This is a genomic window from Streptomyces sp. CC228A, from assembly GCF_021390935.1.
Classification (GTDB): domain Bacteria; phylum Actinomycetota; class Actinomycetes; order Streptomycetales; family Streptomycetaceae; genus Streptomyces.
Window position 1 is genome coordinate 1187640 of record NZ_JAJPUI010000001.1, and the last position, 22536, is coordinate 1210175.

At 74.3% G+C, this 22536-nt stretch carries 14 protein-coding genes and 2 pseudogenes; 3 read left to right on the forward strand and 13 right to left on the reverse strand.

The features are described 5' to 3' along the window. Positions 1 to 6: 6 nt before the first annotated feature. The 4 genes from L6E17_RS05220 to L6E17_RS05235 form a co-directional block, all read right to left on the reverse strand. Complete coding sequence (locus tag L6E17_RS05220; RefSeq protein WP_236239533.1) at positions 7 to 1104, reverse strand: GTP-binding protein; 1098 nt, start codon at positions 1102 to 1104, stop codon at positions 7 to 9. Between the two features lie 327 nt (positions 1105 to 1431). Continuing rightward, positions 1432 to 3027, reverse strand: a complete 1596-nt coding sequence (locus L6E17_RS05225) for a cation acetate symporter (RefSeq protein ID WP_236239534.1) — start codon at positions 3025 to 3027, stop codon at positions 1432 to 1434. Continuing rightward, positions 3024 to 3503, reverse strand: coding sequence for a DUF485 domain-containing protein (locus tag L6E17_RS05230; RefSeq protein ID WP_236239535.1), 480 nt, complete (start codon positions 3501 to 3503; stop codon positions 3024 to 3026). The genes L6E17_RS05225 and L6E17_RS05230 overlap by 4 nt, the downstream gene beginning before the upstream one ends. Positions 3504 to 3783: 280 nt before the next feature. After that, positions 3784 to 5901 carry a type IIA DNA topoisomerase subunit B gene (locus L6E17_RS05235; RefSeq protein ID WP_236239536.1) on the reverse strand — a complete coding sequence of 706 codons (2118 nt, stop codon included), beginning with the start codon at positions 5899 to 5901 and terminating at the stop codon, positions 3784 to 3786. Between the two features lie 447 nt (positions 5902 to 6348). Here L6E17_RS05235 and L6E17_RS05240 point away from each other — a divergent pair, with 447 nt between their 5' ends. Next, positions 6349 to 6579, forward strand: coding sequence for a hypothetical protein (locus L6E17_RS05240; protein ID WP_236239537.1), 231 nt, complete (start codon positions 6349 to 6351; stop codon positions 6577 to 6579). 401 nt (positions 6580 to 6980) lie between these two features. On the opposite strand, the gene L6E17_RS05245 is transcribed toward L6E17_RS05240, so the two are convergent. The 8 genes and pseudogenes from L6E17_RS05245 to L6E17_RS05275 form a co-directional block, all read right to left on the reverse strand. Next, positions 6981 to 7826 (reverse strand): trypsin-like serine protease, encoded by an 846-nt coding sequence (locus tag L6E17_RS05245; protein WP_374108986.1) that lies wholly within the window; start codon positions 7824 to 7826, stop codon positions 6981 to 6983. 164 nt (positions 7827 to 7990) lie between these two features. Beyond that, positions 7991 to 9547 (reverse strand): RNA polymerase sigma factor, encoded by a 1557-nt coding sequence (locus tag L6E17_RS05250; protein WP_236239538.1) that lies wholly within the window; start codon positions 9545 to 9547, stop codon positions 7991 to 7993. Between the two features lie 401 nt (positions 9548 to 9948). Further along, a complete protein-coding gene (locus L6E17_RS05255; protein ID WP_308315826.1) occupies positions 9949 to 10890 on the reverse strand; it encodes a FadR/GntR family transcriptional regulator in 942 nt (313 codons plus the stop codon). A gap of 115 nt (positions 10891 to 11005) precedes the next feature. Continuing rightward, positions 11006 to 11644: a hypothetical protein gene (locus tag L6E17_RS31365; RefSeq protein WP_374108987.1), complete on the reverse strand. Its 639-nt coding sequence runs from the start codon at positions 11642 to 11644 to the stop codon at positions 11006 to 11008. Positions 11645 to 12082: 438 nt separating this feature from the next. Further along, positions 12083 to 13066, reverse strand: a pseudogene (locus tag L6E17_RS31370) (ATP-binding cassette domain-containing protein); the annotation flags it as partial. 165 nt (positions 13067 to 13231) lie between these two features. Further along, positions 13232 to 14002, reverse strand: a complete 771-nt coding sequence (locus tag L6E17_RS05265; protein ID WP_236239540.1) for an NUDIX domain-containing protein — start codon at positions 14000 to 14002, stop codon at positions 13232 to 13234. Positions 14003 to 14076: 74 nt separating this feature from the next. Beyond that, a pseudogene (locus L6E17_RS05270) lies at positions 14077 to 15970 on the reverse strand (glycogen debranching N-terminal domain-containing protein). Positions 15971 to 16322: 352 nt separating this feature from the next. Then, positions 16323 to 18266 carry a DUF4192 family protein gene (locus L6E17_RS05275; protein WP_308315827.1) on the reverse strand — a complete coding sequence of 648 codons (1944 nt, stop codon included), beginning with the start codon at positions 18264 to 18266 and terminating at the stop codon, positions 16323 to 16325. 170 nt (positions 18267 to 18436) lie between these two features. Here L6E17_RS05275 and L6E17_RS05280 point away from each other — a divergent pair, with 170 nt between their 5' ends. Further along, positions 18437 to 20608 carry a RecQ family ATP-dependent DNA helicase gene (locus L6E17_RS05280; RefSeq protein WP_236239541.1) on the forward strand — a complete coding sequence of 724 codons (2172 nt, stop codon included), beginning with the start codon at positions 18437 to 18439 and terminating at the stop codon, positions 20606 to 20608. 214 nt (positions 20609 to 20822) lie between these two features. Beyond that, positions 20823 to 21452 carry a hypothetical protein gene (locus tag L6E17_RS05285; RefSeq protein WP_236239542.1) on the forward strand — a complete coding sequence of 210 codons (630 nt, stop codon included), beginning with the start codon at positions 20823 to 20825 and terminating at the stop codon, positions 21450 to 21452. Between the two features lie 431 nt (positions 21453 to 21883). On the opposite strand, the gene L6E17_RS05290 is transcribed toward L6E17_RS05285, so the two are convergent. Continuing rightward, a complete protein-coding gene (locus tag L6E17_RS05290) occupies positions 21884 to 22492 on the reverse strand; it encodes a hypothetical protein (protein ID WP_236239543.1) in 609 nt (202 codons plus the stop codon). Between the last annotated feature and the right edge of the window lie 44 nt (positions 22493 to 22536).

Below are 22536 nucleotides of genomic sequence, written 5' to 3' on the forward strand. Positions count from 1 at the left end.
CGGTTCTCAGGGGGCGTCCTCCGGTACGTCCGGCTCATCATCGCCAGGGTCCGGTACGTAGCGGAGGACGCCCCACATGCTGTGCGGGTCGGGGACGTCGTGCGGTCCTGCGACCGTGCAGCCGTCGAGGGCCTTGCGCAGCGCCTCCCCGTCGGTGCCGGATCCGATGAGCACCAGTTGGGTGAGGCGCGGCTCGCCGGGCGGCCAGGGCTGCGGGGAGAACCGCAGGAACCGGCCGACGGCGTGCAGGCCGTAGCGGTTGGCGGGGTCGGCGCTGCCGAAGTCGACGAAGCCCTTGACGCGGTAGAGCCCGTCGGGCCGGGAGTCCAGGAACTCCATGAGGCGGCGGGGGTGCAGGGGCGCCTCGGCGGTGAAGGACACCGTGTCGTAGGCCGCGTGCGGGTGCCGGGCGTGGTCGTGGGCTGCGTCGTATGCCTCGGCGTACAGGTCCTCGAAGGAGAGCTGGCGTCCGCCGACCAGCTCGTCCTCGGTCCTGGCGGCGCGGTCGAAGAGCAGCTCGGGGTCGATCCGCCCGTACGCCGCGTCGACGACCGCGGCAGGCCCGGCGAGTTCGGCGACGGCGTCGCGGACCCGCGCCAGTTCGCGGGCCGGGACGCGGTCGGCCTTGTTGACGACGACGAGGTCCGCGAGCGCCAGGTGCCGGTCGCTCTCGGGGTGGCGGGCGCGGGTGGCGTCGAACTCGGCGGCGTCGACGACCTGCACGAGGCCGCCGTACACGATCCGCTCGTTGTCGCTGGCGAGCACCATCCTGACCAGTTCCTGCGGCTCGGCGAGGCCGCTGGCCTCGATGACGATCACGTCGATGCCGGAGGCGGGCCGGGTGAGGACCTCCAGATAGGTGTCGAGTTCGCTCGCGTCGACGGCGCAGCACAGGCAGCCGTTGCCGAGGGAGACCGTGGAGCCGACCTGCCCCGCGACGGTCATGGCGTCGATCTCGATGGAGCCGAAGTCGTTGACCATGACCCCGATGCGGGTGCCGCGCGCGGTGCGCAGCAGGTGGTTGAGCAGGGTCGTCTTGCCGGATCCGAGGAAGCCCGCGAGGACGACGACGGGGATCTGCTGCGGGCGCTGCTGCAGGCTCAAGAGGCACCTTCCTGTCGATGGCCGCCTCTCAGGATAGGCAGGGCGCCCCCACGTCCGCGGACCGCAGCGCGCCCGCACGTCCGCGGACCGCAGCGCGCCCGCACGTCCGCGGAACGCAGGGCGGCCGTGCGGGCCGCCGTGCGCGACCGGGCCGGGCACCGCCGCGCTTGCCGGGGGCGGCGACCGGGGCCCGGGGCGACCGGCGCGCGGCGACCAGGGCGCGACCGGGGGCCGGGTGCGCGCCCGCGGGGCTGCCCGGCCGGGCCGTCTTCGCGGTCCGTGCGGGTTCGCGGGGTGGGACGGGAGGGGCGGCGGCGGGCCGGGCCGTCAGACGGCTCCGGCGCCGGTGAGGGCGCGGACCTCCGTCTCCGCGTGCTTCGCGGCGTCCGGCGGCTCGTGGGACGTGACGGTGCCGAGCCATCCCGCGAGGAAGCCGAGCGGGATGGAGACCACGCCCGGGTTCTGCAGCGGGAAGACGTGGAAGTCCACGCCGGGGAACAGGGCGCCGGGACTGCCGGAGACCACCGGCGACAGCGCCACCAGCAGCACGGCGGGCACGAGTCCGCCGTACACGGACCACACCGCCCCGCGCACGGTGAACCGGCGCCAGAACAGCGTGTACAGCAGGACGGGCAGGTTCGCCGAGGCGGCCACCGCGAAGGCCAGACCGACGAGGAACGCCACGTTCAGGTCCTGCGCGAGCAGCCCGAGCCCGATGGCGGCCGCGCCGATCACGACGGACGCCACCCGGGCGACGGCGACCTCGCTGTACGGAGCCCCTCCCCAGCGCCGGGCGAGCGACGCGTACAGGTCGTGCGCCACCGAGGTGGACGAGGCCAGGGTGATGCCGGCGACGACGGCGAGGATCGTCGCGAACGCCACGGCGGCGACGACCCCGAACAGCACCGCGCCGCCGGTGGAGCCCGCTCCCCCGCCGAGGTGCAGGGCGAGCAGGGGCACCGCGGTGTTGCCCGCGGCGTTGGAGTCCCGTACGGCGTCGCTGCCGAGGAGGGCCGCGGCGCCGAAGCCGAGCACGATCGTCATCAGGTAGAAGCTGCCGATGAGGCCGATCGACCAGACGGTGGAGCGGCGGGCGGAGCGCGCCGTCGGCACGGTGTAGAAGCGGGCGAGGATGTGCGGCAGCCCGGCGGTGCCGAGGACGAGGGCGAGGCCGAGGCTGATGAAGTCCAGCCGCGCGGTCCAGTCGGTGCCGTACGCGAGGCCGGGGGCGAGGAAGTCCCGGCCGTGGCCGCTGCGGTCGGCCGCTGTGGTGAGCAGCGCGTCGATGTCGCCGTGGAAGCGCAGCAGGACGAGCCCGGTGAGGGTGAGCGCGCCCGCCATGAGCAGCACGGCTTTGACGATCTGGATCCAGGTGGTGGCGCGCATCCCTCCCAGCGACACGTAGACGATCATCAGGGCGCCCACTCCGACGACGGTCCACGAGCGTGCGGCCCCGCTCGTCCCGCCGAGGAGGAGCGCCACGAGGCTGCCCGCGCCGACCATCTGGGCGACCAGGTAGAGAACGGACACGGCCACCGCGGAAGTTCCCACGGCGGTGCGGATCCTCGGCTCCCCCATGCGGGCGGCGATGACGTCGGCGAGAGTGAAGCGGCCGCAGTTGCGCACGAGTTCCGCGACGAGCAGCAGGACGACAAGCCAGGCCACGAGGAAGCCGACGGAGTACAGCATCCCGTCGTAGCCGTAGAGGGCGATGAGCCCGGAGATCCCGAGGAAGGACGCGGCGGACATGTAGTCGCCTGCGATGGCGAAACCGTTCTCCATCGGGGAGAAGAGGCGTCCTCCGGCGTAGAACTCCTCGGCGGTGCCCCGCCGCCGGCGGCCGGCCCAGGTGGTGATGGCGAGCGTCACCGCGACGAAGGCGCTGAACAGCACCAGGGCCAGGGTCTGGTGGTCGCCGGTCACCGCTGGGCCTCCCGGGTCAGCTGCTGGGTGTCCCAGCGGAGGTCGAGCGCGGCGCGGTCGCGGTGCACGCGGGCGTGCCGGGCGTAGGCCCAGGTGAGGGCGAAGGTGGTCAGGAACTGCGCGAGGCAGGCGACCATCGCCACGTTCACCGCGCCCGCCACGGGTCGGGCCATCACGCCGGGGGCGACCGTGGCGGCGACGACATAGGCGAGGTACCACCCGAGGAAGGCCACGGTGGCCGGCAGGACGAACCGCCGGTAGCGGCTGCGGACTTCCTGGAAGGCGGGGCTGCGCTGCACGTCGAGGTAGATCTCGGCCGTGCTGCGGGGCCGCGCCGCGGGGTCGGGTTCCGGCCGCTGCCTCGGGGCGGCGGCCGGAACCGTCCCGGTCTGCTCGCCCCACCCGGACGCCAGCGCGTCGTACCAAGGGTCCTCGATCCGCGTCGCGGCGGTGTCGAGTCCTTCCCACTTGTCCACCGGTCAACTCTCCTTGTCAGCGAACCGTTTCGGCCGCGTTGCCCAAGGATGGGCAGAACGGGAAGATCTCGGACTCTTCTCTCCGCGCACTTCACCCCATCAGGTGATAGCGGACCGGGGGTGGAGGAGAACGGGCCGAGGAAGGGGGCTCGGCAGGGCACGGGCCGCGCCGGAACGGCACGGCGGACGACGGGATCGGGGGTGGCGAGGGCGCGGAAACCGGAGGAGCCCGCCGCCGGAAGGGCTCCGGTCGGCGGGCTCGCACCCGGGCGGCGATGCCTCAGGCGTCGATGCGGGAGCGGTCGAGGGTCGCCGCGGAGCTGGTGATGAACTCCTTGCGGGGCGCCACCTCGTTGCCCATGAGCAGGTCGAACACCTGCTCCGCCGCCTCCAGGTCACCGATGTTGATACGGCGCAGGGTGCGGTGGCGCGGGTCCATGGTGGTCTCGGCCAGCTGGTCGGCGTCCATCTCGCCGAGGCCCTTGTAGCGCTGGATGGAGTCCTTGTAGCGGACCCCCTTGCGCTGGAACTCCAGGAGCGTCTGGCGCAGCTCGCTGTCGGAGTACGTGTACACGTACTTGTCCTGGCCCTTCTTGGGCTGGACGAGTTCGATGCGGTGCAGCGGCGGTACGGCGGCGAAGACCCGCCCGGCCTCCACCATGGGCCGCATGTAGCGCTGGAAGAGCGTGAGGAGCAGGCAGCGGATGTGGGCGCCGTCGACGTCGGCGTCCACGAGCAGCACGATCTTGCCGTAGCGGGCGGCGTCGAGGTCGAAGGTACGGCCGGATCCGGCCCCTATGACCTGGATGATCGCGCCGCACTCGGCGTTCTTCAGCATGTCCGAGACGGACGACTTCTGGACGTTGAGGATCTTGCCGCGGATGGGCAGCAGCGCCTGGAACTCGCTGTTGCGGGCGAGCTTGGCGGTGCCGAGCGCGGAGTCGCCCTCGACGATGAACAGCTCGCTGCGCTCGACGTCGTCGCTGCGGCAGTCCGCGAGCTTCGCGGGCAGGGAGGAGGTCTCCAGCGCGGTCTTGCGGCGCTGGGCCTCCTTGTGCTGGCGGGCCGCGATCCGGGTGCGGGCGGCGGCGACGATCTTCTCCAGGACCGCGCGGGCCTGGGCCTTGGCATCGCGCTTGGTGGAGGTCAGGAATGCCTTGAGCTCCTTGGCGACGACGTTGGCCACGATCCGGTTGGCGGCGGAGGTGCCGAGCACCTCCTTGGTCTGGCCCTCGAACTGCGGCTCGGCGAGCCGCACGGTCACGACGGCGGTCAGGCCCTCCAGGGCGTCGTCCTTGACGACGTCGTCCTCGGCGACCCGCAGCAGCTTGCTGGACCGCAGCACCTCGTTGACGGTCTTGGTGACGGCGCGCTCGAAGCCGGTGACGTGGGTGCCGCCCTTGGGAGTGGCGATGATGTTCACGAAGGAGCGGACCGTGGTGTCGTAGCCGGTGCCCCAGCGCAGGGCGACGTCGACGCCGAGCTCACGGGTGACCTCGGTCGGCGTCATGTGGCCGCGCTCGTCGAGGACGGGCACGGTCTCCTTGAAGGTGCCCTGCCCGGTGAGGCGCAGCACGTCGCAGACCGGCTTGTCCTGGCCGAGGTACTCGCAGAACTCGCTGATGCCGCCGTCGAAGCGGAAGATCTCCTGGCTCTTGCCGATGCCGTCGAGGTCGCGGTCGTCGCGGACGACGATGGTGAGGCCGGGCACCAGGAAGGCCGTCTGCCGGGCCCGCTGGTGCAGGGTCTCCAGGGACAGCTTGGCGTCCTTGAGAAAGATCTGGCGGTCCGCCCAGTAGCGCACGCGTGTGCCGGTGCGGGTCTTGGGGACGCGCTTGGCCTTGCGCAGGCCACCCGTGGGGTCGAAGGGCGCGTCGGGGCCGGACTCGGTGAAGATCCCGGGCACGCCCCGGCGGAAGCTGATCGCGTGCGTGTGGCCGCCGCGGTCGACCTCGACGTCGAGGCGGGACGAGAGGGCGTTCACGACGGAGGCGCCGACGCCGTGCAGGCCGCCGGAGGCGGCGTACGAGCCGCCGCCGAACTTGCCGCCGGCGTGCAGCTTGGTCATGACGACCTCGACACCGGAGAGGCCCGTCTTCGGCTCGACGTCGACGGGGATGCCCCGCCCGTTGTCCCTGACCTCCACCGACCCGTCGTCGTGCAGGACGACCTCGATGTGGTCGCAGTAGCCGCCCAGGGCCTCGTCGACGGAGTTGTCGATGATCTCCCAGATGCAGTGCATCAGGCCCCTGCTGTCGGTGGACCCGATGTACATGCCGGGGCGCTTGCGGACCGCCTCAAGGCCCTCAAGTACGAGCAGGTGCCGCGCGGTGTAGTTGGAACCGTCACGGTCTGCTGTCAGCAGCGCACTGGACGGAACGGACGTTTCGGCGGTCACGCGGTTCGCTCCTCGCTGAATTTGAGTTCTGGCCCCGTGGGGTAAGGCTCGGCGTCTGTCGCCGGTCCGAGCGTACAGAGCCCTGGTAGAGCCGTTGTCACGCCACCCTCGCGTAGGCTCATGCTAGTCCAGCGTCGCATGGGTGTTCGATCCCTCGTGCGGGTGACGTGGACATCACGTTCCCTTCCAGGCATGAACCATTTAGGCTCCGGGCACGTCCTCATGCACAACCGGCAACCCGGCCGGGAGGACGTACGAGACAAGCAACGCGAAACCCGTAACGCACAGCGAGACAGCAATACGGCTCATTCGCCGCCAACCGGCAGCAGACGGCCAGAGTCCCCTCCTTGGAAAAAGTTTCGAGGAAAAGCCGCGAGCGGGAACGTTTTCGGCCTGGTTGGATGTTGACCCTGGTACGACAGCTCGTCGAGCTAGAGAAGAGGCGACGTGACTACTGTTCTGACCCCCGCGAGCCCGCTGACGGCCGCCGACCGCTGCGACCGCTGCGGCGCCCAGGCATATCTGCGCGTCGTGCTGACCAGCGGTGGCGAACTGCTCTTCTGCGCCCACCACGGCCGCAAGTTCGAGCCGGAGCTGAAGAAGATCGCCGCGGAGATACAGGATGAGACGGACCGGCTCACCACCGTGCCGGCCGACGCACCCACCGAGGACCGCTGACACGCGCATCCACGACGAGCCAGCAGCCGGTCAAGGACCGGCCGACGGGCGGCCGCCCCCTGACCGGGGAACGCCGCCCGTCCTCGTATCCGCACATCTGACCCACCCGGCCGATCACACCCCGCGCCTAGGCGGTAACGCACCGGAGTGACGGCCCACCGCGCCGCTCCCGCGGCGTGGCCCGGCAGCGCGCCCTGGCGCCTACCTGCGCGCCCCCGCACACGCTCCTGTGCCACCGCCCTCTCGGAGAGCGCTCGTCGGGGCCCGTACGGCCCGCGACGCCGCCGGGAGCGGTCGCCGCTGACGAGGGGGACACCCTCGCACGCGCGCAACCCGGCCGCGCGCCCACCGTGGCGCGCCGGGGCCGCCTCCCGGAACGGCAGGCGGCCCGCATGCACACCTCAGCCCTGGGGCAGCACCGTCGCGGCGCGGGTGTAGACGCCCGGGTTGTCCGCCCTGCCGCAGCCGCTGCCCCACGACACCAGGCCGATGAGCCGCCCCCGCGCCACCAACGGCCCGCCGCTGTCGCCCTGGCAGGCGTCCCGTCCGCCCTGCGGGTCACCCGCGCACAGCATCGTGTCCGCGAGGTAGCGCACAGCCGCCCGCCCACCCGGGTACGCCCGCTCACACGCCGCGTCCGGCAACACACCCACCGTGGCGACGCGGAGCCCGTACGCGTACGTCCCGACCCCTGTGGTGTCGCCCCAGCCGTAGACCCGCGCCTCCGTGCCCGGCTCGTACGCGGGGTCCCCTACCGGTGCGACGGGCAGCACGTGCGCGGCGGGAAGCGGCTCGGCCAGAGTGAGGACGGCCGCGTCACCCGCGTTGGTGGCCGGGTCGTAGGCGGGATTGACGACGACCTCCTTGACGGCGATCTCGCGGCCGCCGCTACCCCGCAGTTCGGTGCGGCCCGCGATGACCTTGAGGTCGCGGATACTGGCGGGGTCCACGCCGAGCACCTCCTCCTGGAGGCAGTGCGCCGCGGTGGCCACCTTGGCGGGCGCGATGACCACACCCCCGCAGAACTGCCCCGCCCTGATACGGCCGAACCGGTCACGGCTGGCCAGCGCCACCACCCAGGGGGCTTCCGAGGTGGTCGCCGCCTGCCCTCCGACCACGACACCGTCGGCGGCCGCGGGCGCGGGGGCCACCAGGGGGACGAACGCCGCCGCGGCGGCCAGGAAGGCGGCCGCGGCCCGCTTCCGGCCGAGTGGATGACGCGCGTACGGCCGGCGAGCACGACGCACACACAACGAACGGGGCACACGAGGCATACGGGCTCCTGACTCCCTGAAGCATGTCGTGCACTCAGAGTCAGGCAGGATGCGGTGCGGCGCACCCCGCGCAACGCCGGGGGGCCCGGCTCCCTTTCGGAAACCGGGCCCCGGCGGTGCCGACGTTCGCGCTGCGGTCAGTCCAGGTAGTCCCGCAGCACCTGCGAACGGGACGGGTGGCGCAGCTTCGACATGGTCTTCGACTCGATCTGGCGGATCCGCTCGCGGGTCACGCCGTACACCTTGCCGATCTCGTCCAGCGTCTTCGGCTGGCCGTCGGTGAGGCCGAAGCGCATGGACACGACGCCCGCCTCACGCTCGGAGAGGGTGTCGAGCACCGAGTGCAGCTGCTCCTGGAGGAGGGTGAAGCTGACGGCGTCGGCGGGCACGACCGCCTCGGAGTCCTCGATCAGGTCGCCGAACTCGCTGTCGCCGTCCTCACCGAGCGGGGTGTGCAGGGAGATGGGCTCCCGGCCGTACTTCTGGACCTCGATGACCTTCTCCGGGGTCATGTCGAGTTCCTTGGCCAGCTCCTCCGGGGTGGGCTCGCGGCCCAGGTCCTGGAGCATCTGGCGCTGGACGCGCGCGAGCTTGTTGATGACCTCGACCATGTGCACCGGGATGCGGATGGTGCGGGCCTGGTCGGCCATGGCGCGGGTGATCGCCTGACGGATCCACCAGGTGGCGTACGTGGAGAACTTGTAGCCCTTGGTGTAGTCGAACTTCTCGACGGCGCGGATCAGGCCGAGGTTGCCTTCCTGGATCAGGTCCAGGAAGAGCATGCCGCGGCCGGTGTAGCGCTTGGCGAGGGAGACGACCAGGCGGAGGTTGGCCTCCAGCAGGTGGTTCTTGGCGCGGCGGCCGTCCTCGGCGATGATCTCCAGCTCGCGCTTGAGCTTCGGCGCCAGCTTGTCGGCGTTCGCGAGCTTGTCCTCGGCGAACAGGCCGGCCTCGATGCGCTTGGCGAGCTCGACCTCCTGCTCGGCGTTGAGCAGGGGGACCTTGCCGATCTGCTTGAGGTAGTCCTTGACCGGGTCGGCCGTGGCGCCGGCGACGGCGACCTGCTGGGCAGGAGCGTCGTCCTCGTCCTCGTCGGACAGCACGAAGCCCTTGGCCTCGCCCTCGGTCTCCTCTTCCTCGCCCTTGCCGGGCTGCACCTCTTCGAGGAGCTCGTCGGCGTCGAGGAGTTCCTCACCGTCCTTCTTCGCGGCCGTCTTCTTGGCCGTCGTCTTCTTCGCCGCCGCCTTCTTGGCGACGGTCTTCTTCGCCGCCGTCTTCTTCGCGGCGGCCTTCTTGGCGGGCGCGGCACCGGCCTCGTCGGCCGGGGTGTCCTCGCCCTGGGCCGCCGTGGCCGCCGTGTCGGGCGACGCGGCCGGCTTGGCCGCGGTCTTCCTGGCGGTGACGGTCTTCGTGGCGGTGCGCTTTGCCGGGCTCTTCGCTGCGACGCTCTTGCGGGCGCGCTTCGGCGACTCCGCTGCACTGACCATCAGCGTCACACCCTCTTCCTCGAGGATCTGATTGAGGCTGCGCAGAACATTCTTCCACTGGGTTGGCGGAATCTGGTCAGCCTCGAAGGCCCGACGCACGTCATCGCCCGCGATCTGCCCCGCAGCCTTTCCCCGCTCGATGAGCGCCATCACAGACTTGGACTCGGCGATCTCCGGCGGGAGCGTACGCGATGTGCTGGCCGACACGAACAACCTCTCGGAACGATGGGAAACGGCTTCCGGCCCCGCCCGGGAACGGGCCGGAGCCGACGACCGCCGGCGGGGGATGGCCGACGACGCGGGCTGAACCTCGGAGGTGGACAGCGCCGTCTGCGGCGGCTGTATTCCCTCCTCGGCTGTCACCTCTTAGGTCATCGCCGTGCTCCGCGGAGCGTTACGCCCGTTCCGCGTGGCCCGAGTCACATCCCGAGGCGAGAGAAAGCGACCCAATGCGACAAACGCGCCGCAATCGGACCACCGGACCCCGGGGTTCCCGCACCCGCCGGGACCGGCACGGCCGCGGGCCGACGCGGGCGGGCACCCCGGGGATCCGGCAACACACCGTCGTACGGCGCCGGAGCACCCTCGGTGCGGTCACGGTACGCGGTTCAGTGCTCACGCGGAGCGGGCACGACCCGTTCCACGTCGGGCTGGACGATGAGGAGCTGGCGCATGGCGCCTTCCGCGGCCTGCCCGTCCCCGGCGGCCAGGGCCTCCACGATCCTGGCGTGGTGGGTCACGCACGCCTCCCCGGGCCGGTCGCAGCTGATCGCGGGGGCGCCGGAGACCTGGAGGGCCGCGGAGACGATGCCGGAGAGGTGCTCCAGCATGCGGTTGCCGGCGAGCTGGATGACGAGGGAGTGGAACTCGGCGTCGGCGCGGGAGAACGTGAGGGCGTCGCCCTGCCCGAGGGCGTGGCCCATGATCTCGACCATGTCGGCGAGGCGGCGCTGCAGGTCCTCGCGCCCGTGCCCGGCGGCCAGGCGGGCGGCCAGGGGCTCGATGGTCCAGCGCAGCTCGGCGAGCTCGCGGCGCTGGTCGTCGCGCTGGGGGCCGAAGGCCCGCCACTCGATGATGTCGGGGTCGAGGAGGTTCCAGTCCCCGACCGGGCGGACCCGGGTGCCGACGTTGGGACGGGCGCTGACGAGGCCCTTGGCCTCCAGGACCCGCAGCGACTCGCGGACGACGGTGCGGGACACCTCGAAGCGCTGGCCGATCTCCTCGGGGACCAGGGGCCGGTCGGCTCCGAGGTCCCCGGAGACGATCATCTGGCCGAGCTGCTGGACGAGTTGGCCGTGGAGTCCGCGGCCGCGGCTGGCGCCGGTGCGGCGGCCCATCCGGCCCAACTCCGTTTCTGCGGCGTCCCACGCGGGGGCGGGGGCGCGCTCGGGGGCGGGCGCCTCCGCGTAGGGGTAGCGGTCCAGTCCGCCCGGGCCGGCGAGGGGGGCCTCGGCGGGGCGGGCGGCGGTCATCATGGTGTGCGCAAGGGTACTCACGCCTCCTTTGTCGGCGCGGGTTCCGGGCCCCTTGAGGTCTTTGGTGAAAAGCACACGAAAGGGTGATCGGTGCTCGTTGCCCAATTGACGCCTTATCGGAAGGAAGCGGGCAATTTCCAAGGCGTCTCGACCGATTGAAAAGGATCGGTCGGCGCCTGAACGCAAGCGATCAGCTTCCGGCCCCGCGCCATAGCCGGGGGAACAGAAACGCGCAGAGGAGCGCCGCCAGGGACAAGGTCAGGGCCGCGGCGACGGGTTGGGCGAGAACGCGCGCGGCGCCCTCCAGCCAGCGGTCGGCCTCCTGCGGCCAGCGGGCCCACGCGAACTCCCGCAGCCGTGCCGGCAGCCCCGCGACCGGGCGGGCGGGAGGCCCGGCGAGCACCCGCTCCACGAGCGGGGCGACGACGGGGACGGACAGGACCGCCGCCACCCCCGCGGCCGTCGCACGGAACGCCCCCGCCGCCAGCAGTCCGACCCAGCCGCACCCCACCAGCAGCCCCGCCCACGCCGCGCACAGGCCGGGCCAGTTCGCCGGCACGGGGATGAGCGCACCGCCGTACACCAGCCGCAGGACCTCCAGGTCGACGACGATCACCGCCACCGCCAGCAGCAGCGCGAGGGCGGCCGTGACGGCGAGCTTGGCCGCCAGCAGCCCGATGCGGCGGGGCGCCGCCCCGAGGGCGTGCTGCAGGACCGGGTAGCGGAACTCGTGCCCGTACGAGAAGGCGCCCAGGAGCCCCGCGGCGAGCGCGGCGGGCGGCAGCGGCAGCAGGGCGGCCAGGCGGCCAGGACGTCGTGGAGGGGGCACTGCCCCTCCACGCCGACAGCACGGCCGCCACCGCCGAGACGGCGAGCGCAGAGGCGATGGTCAGCGGCGTGGAGGGCACGCCGAAGATCCGCCGCACCTCATACCGCAGCGGCCGCAGCGGCCCGCGCCGCGGCCCCGCCCCGCACCGCGCCACCGCGCCCACCGCACTCCGGGCGGTGGGGTGGCGCGGGGTGGTGCGGCCGGGCGGTGGGCACGCGGGGTCCGCGGACGGGGGCGTGGGGATGCCGGTTGCGGTGACGCAGGGCACATCGGCTCTGCGGGCATGCGCTCGGCGGCCGCGGCGTTCGGCGCGGCGGCTGCCTCCGCGGCGGGCGGCGGGGTGGAGGTCGCGGACTCCGGGAGCCGGGTGAGGGGCGTGGTGCCCAGTCCGCGAGTGGTCGCCCCCGGCCTCTGGGCCACCGAGGGCCGCCGCGGGGCCGGGGTGAGCCCGCCGCGCCGGTTCGCCGCGGAGGCGGGCGCCGTGTCCGCTTCCGACCGCGTGCCATCGCGGCGGGCGGCTTCGCCGTGCGGCACCTGTGCGACGGCCGCCGGGGCGGGGCCGGTCTCGTCGGCGAGGCGGTGCAGGAGGATCCCGTGCCGGAACGCCACCTCCCCCACGTCGGCGCAGCTGCCCCCGTACACGTGGAGCAGGTTGCCGGCCTCGGTGACGACCTCCAGGGCGCGGCGGGCGGCCCGGGCCTCCCGGCCGAGCAGTGCGGCGAGGCGGGCGGCGTGCGGGGTGTGGACGGCGACGCGGGGGCGCAACCGGGTGGCGGCGAAGGACCGCACGTCCTGGTCTGCGACCAGCCGCCCCGCGCTGACAGCGACGACGCGGTCAGCGATGCGCGCGGCCTCCCGGGGGTCGGAGGTGGTGAACAGGACGGTGCCCCCGTGGGCGGCGTGGGCCCGCAGCACTCCGCTCAGCCAGCCGGCCTCGCGCGGGGAGAGCCCGGCGGCGGGTTCGTCGAGGAGGAGGGTGTGGGGGTCGCCCAACAGGGCAGCGGCGATGCCGAGTCGGCGTTCCATCCCGAGGGAGAGGGTGCCGAGCCGCTGGTCGCGGAGTTCGGCGAGGCCCACCACGTCGAGGAGTTCGTCCGCGCGCTCGGCGGGGACTCCGGTGGCCGCGCAGAGCATCCGGAGCTGACCGCGGGCGGTGCGGGCCGGGTGGCCGGGCACGTCGCCGAGGAGGACGCCGACCTCGCGGAGCGGGTGGGCGATCCGGTGCAGGGGGCGGCCGCGGAAGTACGTGACGCCCCGGCCGCGTTCCAGGCCGAGCATCAGCCGCAGGGCTGTGGTCTTGCCCGCGCCGGGCGCGCCGAAGAGGGCGGTGACGCGGCCCGGCCGCGCCTCGAAGGTGAGGTCGTGCACGGCGGGCGGCCGGTTGCGGCGGGGGATGCTGGTAAGTCCGATGGCCTGGAGCATCGCTTCTCTCGCGGTAGATGAGACCGCTCGGCGGCAGGGCGGGTACCGCAGCACGATAACGCCACATTTCGGACTTTTTGCGCAGCGCGTCGGAAGCTCGGTCGGCGTCGGCGCACGGCCGGACGGCCGGAGGAAGGAGCCCGCGGCGGCCCGCGCCGACCGCCGTCACACCTCCGGGCGCAGCATCGGAGGGTTGAGGAGGGTCGCGCCGCCGGCGCGGAACAGCTGGGCGGGGCGCCCGCCCTGCCGTGTCGTGGTGCCCCCCGTGGGCACCAGGAAGCCAGGCGTGCCGGTGACCTTGCGGTGGAAGTTCCGCGGGTCGAGGGCGACGCCCCAGACCGCTTCGTACACCCGCCGCAGCTCTCCCACGGTGAACTCCGCCGGGCAGAACGCGGTGGCCAGCGAGGAGTACTCGATCTTGGACCGCGCCCGCTCCACACCGTCGGCCAGGATGCGCGCGTGGTCGAAGGCGAGCTGCCCCGCCTCCTCGCCGTTCCTGTCGGCACCGCTGTCGGGGCTGAGCAGCTCCTCCACAGCGGCCCAGCGGACACTGTTGGCGTCGCCGCCGGGCCGGGGCGCCGGCAGGTCGGGGGCGAGGGCGAGGTGGGCGACGCTGACCACGCGCATGCGGGGGTCGCGCCGGGGGTCGCCGTAGGTGGCGAGCTGCTCCAGGTGGGCCCCGGCTCCGGGCGCGGGTTCCGGATCGCCCGGCTCATGCACGCACAGCCCCGTCTCCTCGGCCAGCTCGCGGGCGGCGGCCGCGTCCAGGTCCTCGTCGGGCCGTACGAAGCCCCCGGGCAGCGCCCAGCGGCCCTGGAACGGCGGTTCCCCCCGTCGCACGACCAGCGCGCACAGGGCGTCACGGCGGACCGTGAGCACGACCAGGTCGACGGTCACAGCGAAGGGCGGGAAGGCCGAGGGGTCGTAGGGGGGCATGCCGCGATCATAGTCGTCTTCCTGACGATAAACACGCCCCCGGCGATCTTCCCGCGACACTGCGCGCACTGTGGTCACACCCCCAACTGGAGTCCGGCGGCCGCCTCCTCCACCATGCCGAGGCCCAGCCTGCTCACGCGCACGGCGAACGATTCCCCCGCAATGCGCAGCCCGGCGAGCCTGATCGCCCCCAGCGGAGCGCAGCGTACCGGCTGGAGGGCCACCGTGCGGGCCGGAGCGTCCGGCCGGATGCCCGCCAGCGCCACCAGCACGTGGACGGCGGCGGCCGCCGCGACGGCGGCCGGGCGGCAGGCGGACGGGTGCGGCACGGGCGCGCCTCCCGCGGTGCGCTGCTCCCCCGCGTACATCTCGGGGAGCCGGTACGCGAAGGCCTCGGCGGCGTCCAGCAGTCCTCGCAGCAGTCCGGCGGCCTCCTTCTCGTATCCCGCGGCTGCGAGCCCGGCGACGGCGACAGCGGTCTCATGGACCCGGACGGCTCCGGCGCGGTGCCCGAACGGGTTGTACGCGGCCTCCTTGGCGGCCAGCCCCCGCAGACCCCAGCCGCTGTCGCAGGAGGGGCTACCCAGCAGCCTCGCGAGCTGTTCCGTCTGGACCTTGTCCAACAGTCCGTCGGCCGGCCGCCCTCCGCCCAGCAGACCGGTGTCCAGCAGATGGGCCGCTCCACCGCCGAGCACCGGCACGGGCCGTCCGTCCGCGGTGAGCGCCGCCGCGGGCCGTCCGCCTGCGGGGTCGTCGCACCAGAAGTCCGCACCGAACCGGAGGCGCAGCGCCCGCGCCCAGTCCCGCCAGTCTTCGGCACCGGGCCGGTTGCACGCCTCCAGCAGGTCGGCGCCGAGCAGCGCCGCGCGGTGGGCGTGGGCCTGGGTCTCGGCGCGGCTGACCCCGGCGCCGGGCCCCGGCTCGGCGACGAACCCGTCCTCGCCGGCCGCGCCCCTCAGCCAGCTCAGGCAGCGCTCCGCAGTGGGCAGCAGCTCGGACAGGTCCTGCTCGGGGAGCCCCCACAACCGGGCCTCCGCGAGCACGGCGGGGAACGCCAGGGTCGCCTCGATGCCGGTGCACGCCGGCGGAAGGCAGGGCCCGGCGTCTCTCAGAGGCCCGGCCAGCCGCCCCTCCGATGCGCCCGCGCCGGTCTGCACGGCCCGAGCGGCGCTGCGCAGCGTGCCCGCCGCGAGCTGCGTCCCCAGGGGGAGCAGCATGCGCGCGGCCCACAGCGCCTCGGCGGGGGCCGGGCCGCAGCGCCACGGCACCCCGGCGGCGAGGTGGAGGTCCCCGGGTGTGCCGGGTCCCGCACCAGGAGGGCCCGCAGGTCGTCGAGGCAGGCCCGCAGCAACGGCTCCACGCGCGGGTCGTCGCCCTCGGCGACGCCCTCCAGAAGGGTCTGCCCCCACTGCGTGCGACCGGCCGGGCCGCCCGGCCCGTGTGGACGCCGAGCTCGATGGTGCGGCGCGCCCCGGGGCCGAGCCCCAGTTCCCAACGCAGTACCCCCGCGGAGGCCAGGGCGTCCTTCGGCGGCGGGTCGGCGGTGACGACGGTCTGCGCGCCGTCCGGTGCGGACCAGCGGAGTCCGGTGCCGTGGACGGAGGCGCGCAGCTCGGGACCCGCCCGGCCGGCCGCCACCGCACCGAGCGCGGCCAGGTCCGTCCCGAGGGCCAGCTCGACGGGAAGGCGCAGGGGGCGGCCCGTGGCGTTGCCGAACGTGATCCGCTCAGTTCCGTCCGCGTCCCTGGTGCGCTCGACGGTGACACCGGGGTCGGGCCCGGGGTCAGCGGGGGTGCGGACCACGCCGAGGAAGCGCACCCGGTCGGAGCCTGCCATGCGCCCCTGGAGGCTGAGCGGTTCCAGATCGAACACCCTGAGCCGACTGCGGGACAGCAGCCGGCGGCCCGACTGGTAGACCCCTTCGAGTGCGCGGCCGACGAGCTGGCCGTCCTCGGCGGAGAGGGCCATGTACGGGAGGGCGACGCAGACGAGGGAACCGTGCACGGATGGCGGTTCCCCGGCGCGAGCCGCCGGGAGCGGCACCCGGCCGGGGGCGGTCTGCCATCCACTTGGCGGGCGGGCCGCGACCACGCCGGGGCCGGGGCCGGGGCCGGGGCCGGCGGGAACGCCGGGCGGCACGGCCGGGGCACTGGGGGGACGGCCCGCGGACGCGCCGGCGGGACGGGTGGAGGGTGCGCGGACAGTGCGGTCCATGAGTCGTCTGCTGAGCCTTCTGTGCGCTCCGGACAGCCGCTGGAGGTACGGCGGCACGGGTCGGTCGACTCCGCCACAGACGTGAACGCCTCACGGCGCGCCCTGGTCACGCCCGCGCCCCCCGACCCGGGTCTCCCGGTGCCGCGTCGCCCCGGCCGCCCGCACCGCTTCCCTTCCGCGCCTGGGGCCGCGGGCTCTTCCCGGGGCCACCCGGAGCAGCGCCGCAGGGACCGCTCCGCACCTCGGCTTCAGCCGCGGCTCCGGCTCCGGCCACGGCCCCGACCGGGGCTCCGGTGCCGGTCGAGGGCGGGGTCGAGGGTGCGGTCCCTGCCGCGCTCGCCGTGCCGGTGTCCGGCCGCCCGGAGGCCCGGGGCGGGCTCGTCGCGGCCCGGCCGGTGCTGTCTGCCGGGCACGCGCCCGCGGGACCGGAGGGCCGGGCGGCTGCCGGGGTGGCGACGGCGTGCGGCGGGGCGGTGCGTCGCGGCTCCGCCCGGGACGGGCCCGGCCCCGGCCGCGCGCTGCCGGTGGGCCCGGGAGCGCCGGAGCCTCCGGCCGAGGCAGCCCGCGCCATGCGGGCGACCCGGGACGTGCGGGCGCGCGCCCTGCGCCGTGCGGCCGCGCCGGGCAGGCGCCCGCCGGGCCGCGCGGCACCGGGCGGGGTGCCAGCCGCGTCCCTGGCGGCGCGCTCGCCCCGAAGGCACTGTCGCAGCGACTCCGGGTCCACCTGCTCGTTGCACGCCTGGTGCAGGAGCCTGGCGAAGACGTACTCCGGGTCCGCCTCCAGGGCCAGCCCGAGCGCCACGCGCGCGGTGGGCTCGTCGCCCGTGGACCACGCCACCCAGCCGGCCAGCGAGAGGGGGGCCGCGGCATGCTCGCTGTAGGCACCGACGCAGCGCCGGGCCAGCGCCCGCCACAGCCGCAGTGCGGGCGCGGCGTCCGCACCTTCCATCCATTCGGCGGCCCGGTCCCTGGTCAGGCGGTCCTGGAGCCCGACGATCAGTGCTGCCGCCTCCTCGTGCGTGAGGAGCCGGTCGTCCGCGGAGTCGGCGTCCGCCGGGACCGGGGCCTCGGGCAGCTCCGCGAGACGCCGGATGAGCCGTCCCGCCCTCCGGATCGTCTCCTCGCGCACCCGCTCGCAGCCCTCGGCGCCCACCATCCGGTGCAGGAGCGCCGCACTCGCCGCGTCGAGCGCCCGGAGCTGCTCCGCCACGGCCCCGGTGCTCCAGGGCCGCAGACGCGACTCCATGTCGCGCAGCGAGCCCCGGAGGTGGATCCCCGCGTACGCGGCTGCCGCCGCCATCACCGACGTGCCGGGGGCGGCCAGCGCCCTCCCGCCCGACGGGCAGCAGTCGCTGTCGGGGCAGCAGTAGGACCAGAACCGGCCGCCGGAGATGCACAGCGCCTCGTACACCGGCACGTCGAGGGCGCCGCAGGCGGTGCGGAGCTTCTGGGCCAGGGGCCGCAGCCGCTCCATGACGCGCCGGCCGGTCTCCCCTTCACCGGGGTCCTGGCAGAGGAAGACCACGATGCCGTCGGGCTTCGCGCCCCTGCGCTCACTGCCGTCCACCAGGCACTCGGCGAGCTGCTCCGCGACGGGCGCCCACTCGCGTGAGGAGCGGGGGATGCCCAGCCTGAGCCGCCCGCCGAACCTGCCGCGCTCACCGTGCAGGGCCAGCAGCACCACGCTGTCGGTGGGGTGGAATCCGAACATGTACGGCAGAGCGTCGGCCAGCTCCGCGGGGCCCCGCAGGGTGAGTTGCGGCCCCTGTGCGAACAGGCTGCGGTCGGGCCCCTCCGCTTCCTGCCCGGCTCGGTCCGGCGGGCTCACCGGGCCCGCGGCGCCGCGGCCGTCACCCGCCCCGCCCGGCACGTCCGTCACCGCTGCCGTGCCGCGGTCGCCGGCCGGCCTGCCCGGAGTGCTCGCCGCGCCCTGTCCCGTCCCGCCCCGCATACCCGTCGCCTCCACCGTGCCGCAGTCGTCAGCCGTCCCTTCTCCGTCCGCCGGGGCGGTGTCGTCGGGACCCGTGATGTCGTCGTGTCGCTCGTTCATGGCATGACGGTCCCGCGTCCCCGACCGGCCGTCGACCCCTGTGGAAAACCCCTGCGGCCGCGGTGTGTCCGCTGTCCACAGGGCTTGACAGCGGACGGACGGGGGGTGGCCCGCGGCCCTGCGACCGGTCCGTTCGCCCGTTGTCAGTCCCGTGCTGTTCCATGTGAGGCATGGACCACACGCAGCAGGGAGATCTCCGCGCGACCGCCGATGCCGTGCTCGCCCGCCTGGTCGGTGACGCCACCGGCGCGGCCAGGCTGCGCGAGGACCAGTGGCGGGCGATCGAGGCGCTGGTCGCGCACGGCAGACGGGCCCTGGTGGTGCAGCGCACCGGTTGGGGCAAGTCGGCGGTGTACTTCGTCGCCACGGCGCTGCTGCGGGCGGCGGGCGCGGGCCCGACCGTCATCGTCTCGCCGCTGCTCGCGCTCATGCGCAACCAGGTGGAGTCGGCTGTCAGGGCCGGGATCCACGCACGGACGATCAACTCGTCGAACCCGGAGGAGTGGGAGGAGATCCAGGAGGAGATCGCAGGCGGCCGGGTCGACGTCCTGCTGGTGTCACCGGAGCGGCTCAACTCGCTGGGCTTCCGGGAGGAGGTGCTGCCCCGGCTCGCCGCGGCGGCCGGGCTGCTGGTGGTGGACGAGGCGCACTGCATCTCCGACTGGGGCCACGACTTCCGGCCCGACTACCGCCGGCTGCGCAGCATGCTGGCGGAGCTTCCCGCCGGTGTGCCGGTCCTCGCGACCACGGCGACGGCCAACGCGCGCGTGACGGCGGACGTCGCCGAGCAGCTCGGCACGGGCGCGGGCACCGACACACTGGTGCTGCGCGGCCCCCTCGACCGGGAAAGCCTCAGCCTGGGCGTGATCCGGCTGCCCGACGCGGCGCACCGCCTGGCCTGGCTCGCCGACCACCTCGGTGAGCTGCCGGGATCCGGGATCATCTACACCCTGACGGTCGCGGCGGCCGAGGAAGTCGCCGCCTACCTGCGCCAGTGCGGGCACACGGTCGCGTCGTACACGGGCCGGACGGAGGACGCGGACCGGCGCCAGGCCGAGGAGGACCTGCTGGCGAACCGCGTCAAGGCGCTGGTCGCCACCTCGGCGCTGGGCATGGGGTTCGACAAGCCGGACCTGGGGTTCGTCGTGCACGTCGGTTCCCCCTCTTCCCCCATCGCGTACTACCAGCAGGTGGGCCGGGCCGGGCGAGGGGTGGAGCACGCCGAGGTGCTGCTGCTGCCGGGCCCGGAGGACGAGGCCATCTGGCAGTACTTCGCGTCTGTCGCCTTCCCTCCCGAGGAGCAGGTGCGGCGCACCCTGGACGTGCTGGCGGGCGCCGGCCGGCCCCTGTCGCTGCCGGCCCTGGAGCCCCTGGTCGAGCTTCGGCGCACCCGACTGGAGACCATGCTCAAGGTCCTCGACGTGGACGGTGCGGTGCGCCGGGTCAAGGGCGGCTGGACCAGCACCGGACGCCCGTGGTCGTACGACGCGGAGCGGTACGAGCGGGTGGCGCGGCAGCGCGCCGCCGAACAGCAGGCGATGCGGGACTACGTCGCGGCGGCGGGGTGCCGCATGGAGTTCCTGCGGCGGCAGTTGGACGACGCGGAGGCGGCCCCGTGCGGCCGCTGCGACAACTGCGCGGGGCCCCGCTTCGACCCGAAGGTGTCGGCGGCCGCCCTGGACCTGGCGCGCGGTGAGCTGCGCAGGCCGGGTGTGGAGGTGGAGCCGCGGCGGATGTGGCCTACCGGGCTCGCGGCGGTCGGTGTGGACCTCAAGGGCCGCATCCCCGCCGGGGAGCAGGCGTTCGCCGGGCGGGCGCTGGGGCGGCTTTCGGACATCGGCTGGGGCAACCGGCTGCGGCCGCTGCTGGCGGAGCAGGCGGCGGACGGACCGGTGCCGGACGACGTGCTGGACGCGGTGGTGCAGGTGCTGGCCGACTGGGCGAAGGGGCCGGGCGGTTGGGCATCGGGCGCACCGGACGCGCCGCCCCGGCCCGCCGGGGTCGTGACCGTGCCGTCGCGCGGCCGCCCCGAGTTGGTGGGGTCGCTCGGCGCGCGGATCGCCGACGTGGGCCGGATGCCGCTGCTGGGTTCTCTCGCCTACGTACCGGAGGAGGCCGGTACGCGTGTCTCGCGGACGAACAGCGCGCAGCGGCTGTGCGGTCTGCACCGGGCCCTGACCGTGCCGCCCGCGCTCGCCGAGCGCCTGGTGGCGGCCGGTGGTCCGGTGCTGCTGGTCGACGACTTCGCGGACAGCGGCTGGACACTGGCGGTGGCTGCGCGGCTGCTGCGCCGGGAAGGCGCGCGCGGTGTGTTTCCCCTGGTCCTCGCGGTCACGGGCTGAGACCGGCGGTAACGAAATTCACCACGTCGGAATTGGGTCCCATACCATCCCATTCCCGTCAGGGGCCCCAATTGCTCGTTGCCGCCCGCCCGTGGCGCCCGCAAGAATTGGATTGAGCCCCCTACACGGCCATTCGCGGTCCGACAGGGCCGTGTGGCGGCGCGCCCCCACCCGTCCCTGCCCGCTCTGTGGGCGCGTATGCGAAGGGAGGACCGTGACCTTCGGATTCGCTCCGTCCGCAGCCGCTTCGTTGACCACGCCGACCGCCTCCGCCAACCGGCTCGCGCGCATTCTTGAACCGGACGAGTGGGCGGCCGCCGAAATTCCCTTGCTGCGCAATCCCCGTGAGGTGGTCACCGGATTGCACGCCCGGCATCGACCGACGCCGGGAACCGTCGTCGTCGCCGTGCTCGACCACGAGGAACGGCTGGCGGCCAGTGCCTCGTTCAGGCCCCTGCCCGCCGCAGCCGACGGGTGGGAGTTCCGCAACGCACTGCTCGCCCACCTTCGCCGGGTCGTCCCCCATGACCTGCGGCGGCGCGTCCCCGTCCGTACCGCCCTGCTGCTCCGCTGCCGGGAGGGCGACGAGCGGTGGACGGCTGAGGACGGCGCGTGGCTGTGGGGGCTGCGGGACGCCTGTACCCTGCACGGCCTGCGCTGCGGTGCGTACATCACGCTGACGCAGGGCGGCTGGCAGGTGCTGGGTGACGGGCGCGGGGGGCGGCACCCGCACTCCGCCTCGCCCGCCGGCGACCTGGCCGACGCCCTTGCGGGAGGGGACCAGGAGGCGCTGCGCAGTGCGGGCGGCGCCACCGGGCCCCTGCGGCGCACTGCCGCGCGCTGAGGCACGACCGCGGCCGCGGCGGCACCCGGCGTAGGCGCGGACGCCTTACCCACGGCGTCCGCACCGTGGCGCAGTCACCGTCACGCCGGCGCAGCCGCAGCCAAGCCGCGTGCTCGGCATGCGCCCATCGGCATGCGCCGTGCGGCATGGCGGCCCCCTGGCAAGGAAGGCGCGCGGCAACCGGCGTGCAGCCGCCCGCACCACAGGCATGGTGCGGTGCGGGCAAGCCCGCCGTCGCCCCGGCCGAACCGCTCAGCTGCCGGCACGGCGTGAACCACCGCACGCCGGCCGCCCGGCCGCGGCGGCGCACGCCGCACGAACCGACCGCAGCGCACGCGCCCCGCACCACCCCGGCACGGGCTCGGCACGCCCTGCGGGCCGCACGGCACGGCGTACCGCCGCCGCCCGCCGCGCCTGCGGGCGAGGTGCCGTCAGACGCCAGCGGCCAGCACGGCGTTGATGCGCTGGGGGTCGCCGCACACGATCAGCAGCGTGCCGGCGCGGTTGAGGGCCGCCGGCAGGGCGCGGGCCGCGGCGGTCTCGTCGCCGCCGTTGACCGCGACGACGACCACGGGCCGGTTCGAGGCGCGCTCCACGGCGGAGGCGTCCGCGAAGAAGACGTCCTCGCGGGCGTCGTGCTGCGCCCAGTACGACGCTTCGCCGAAGGACAGCTCGTGCGCGGCCCATGGGTGCTGCTCGCCCGTCGTGAGGACCAGGATGTCGCCGGGTGCACGGCCGCTCTCCAGCAGGAGGTCGACCGCCTCCTCCGCGGCGTCCACGGCGCCGTCCACCGGGGCGGGAACCAACTGGATCTGGGGTCGGGACGGTTGGGTACCGGAACGATTCTCCGTCGCCGGCTTCGGCCTCGCGGGCCCGGGAGCCGGGCTGCCCGGCCGGGGCGAGGCCGCGGAACGCGGTCCGGGTACGGGACGGGGTCCGGGTACGGGACGTGGGGTCGGCGCGGGGCGGCCGGCGGCCGGCGTGGCGCGGGGACCCTGGGCACTCTCGTGAATCTGAGGCTCCTCGGGGATGAGAGGCATAAATGCATATGTATCAAACGCCGCTGCGGAAGGCACCGGCGGGT

Bases quoted from the DNA above. Each gene is read 5' to 3' on its own strand.
- L6E17_RS05265 (WP_236239540.1), bottom strand. From the start codon at position 14,002: ATGCCCCCCTACGACCCCTCGGCCTTCCCGCCCTTCGCTGTGACCGTC.
- L6E17_RS05275 (WP_308315827.1), bottom strand. From the start codon at position 18,266: ATGAACGAGCGACACGACGACATCACGGGTCCCGACGACACCGCCCCG.
- L6E17_RS05280 (WP_236239541.1), top strand. From the start codon at position 18,437: ATGGACCACACGCAGCAGGGAGATCTCCGCGCGACCGCCGATGCCGTG.
- L6E17_RS05290 (WP_236239543.1), bottom strand. From the start codon at position 22,492: ATGCCTCTCATCCCCGAGGAGCCTCAGATTCACGAGAGTGCCCAGGGT.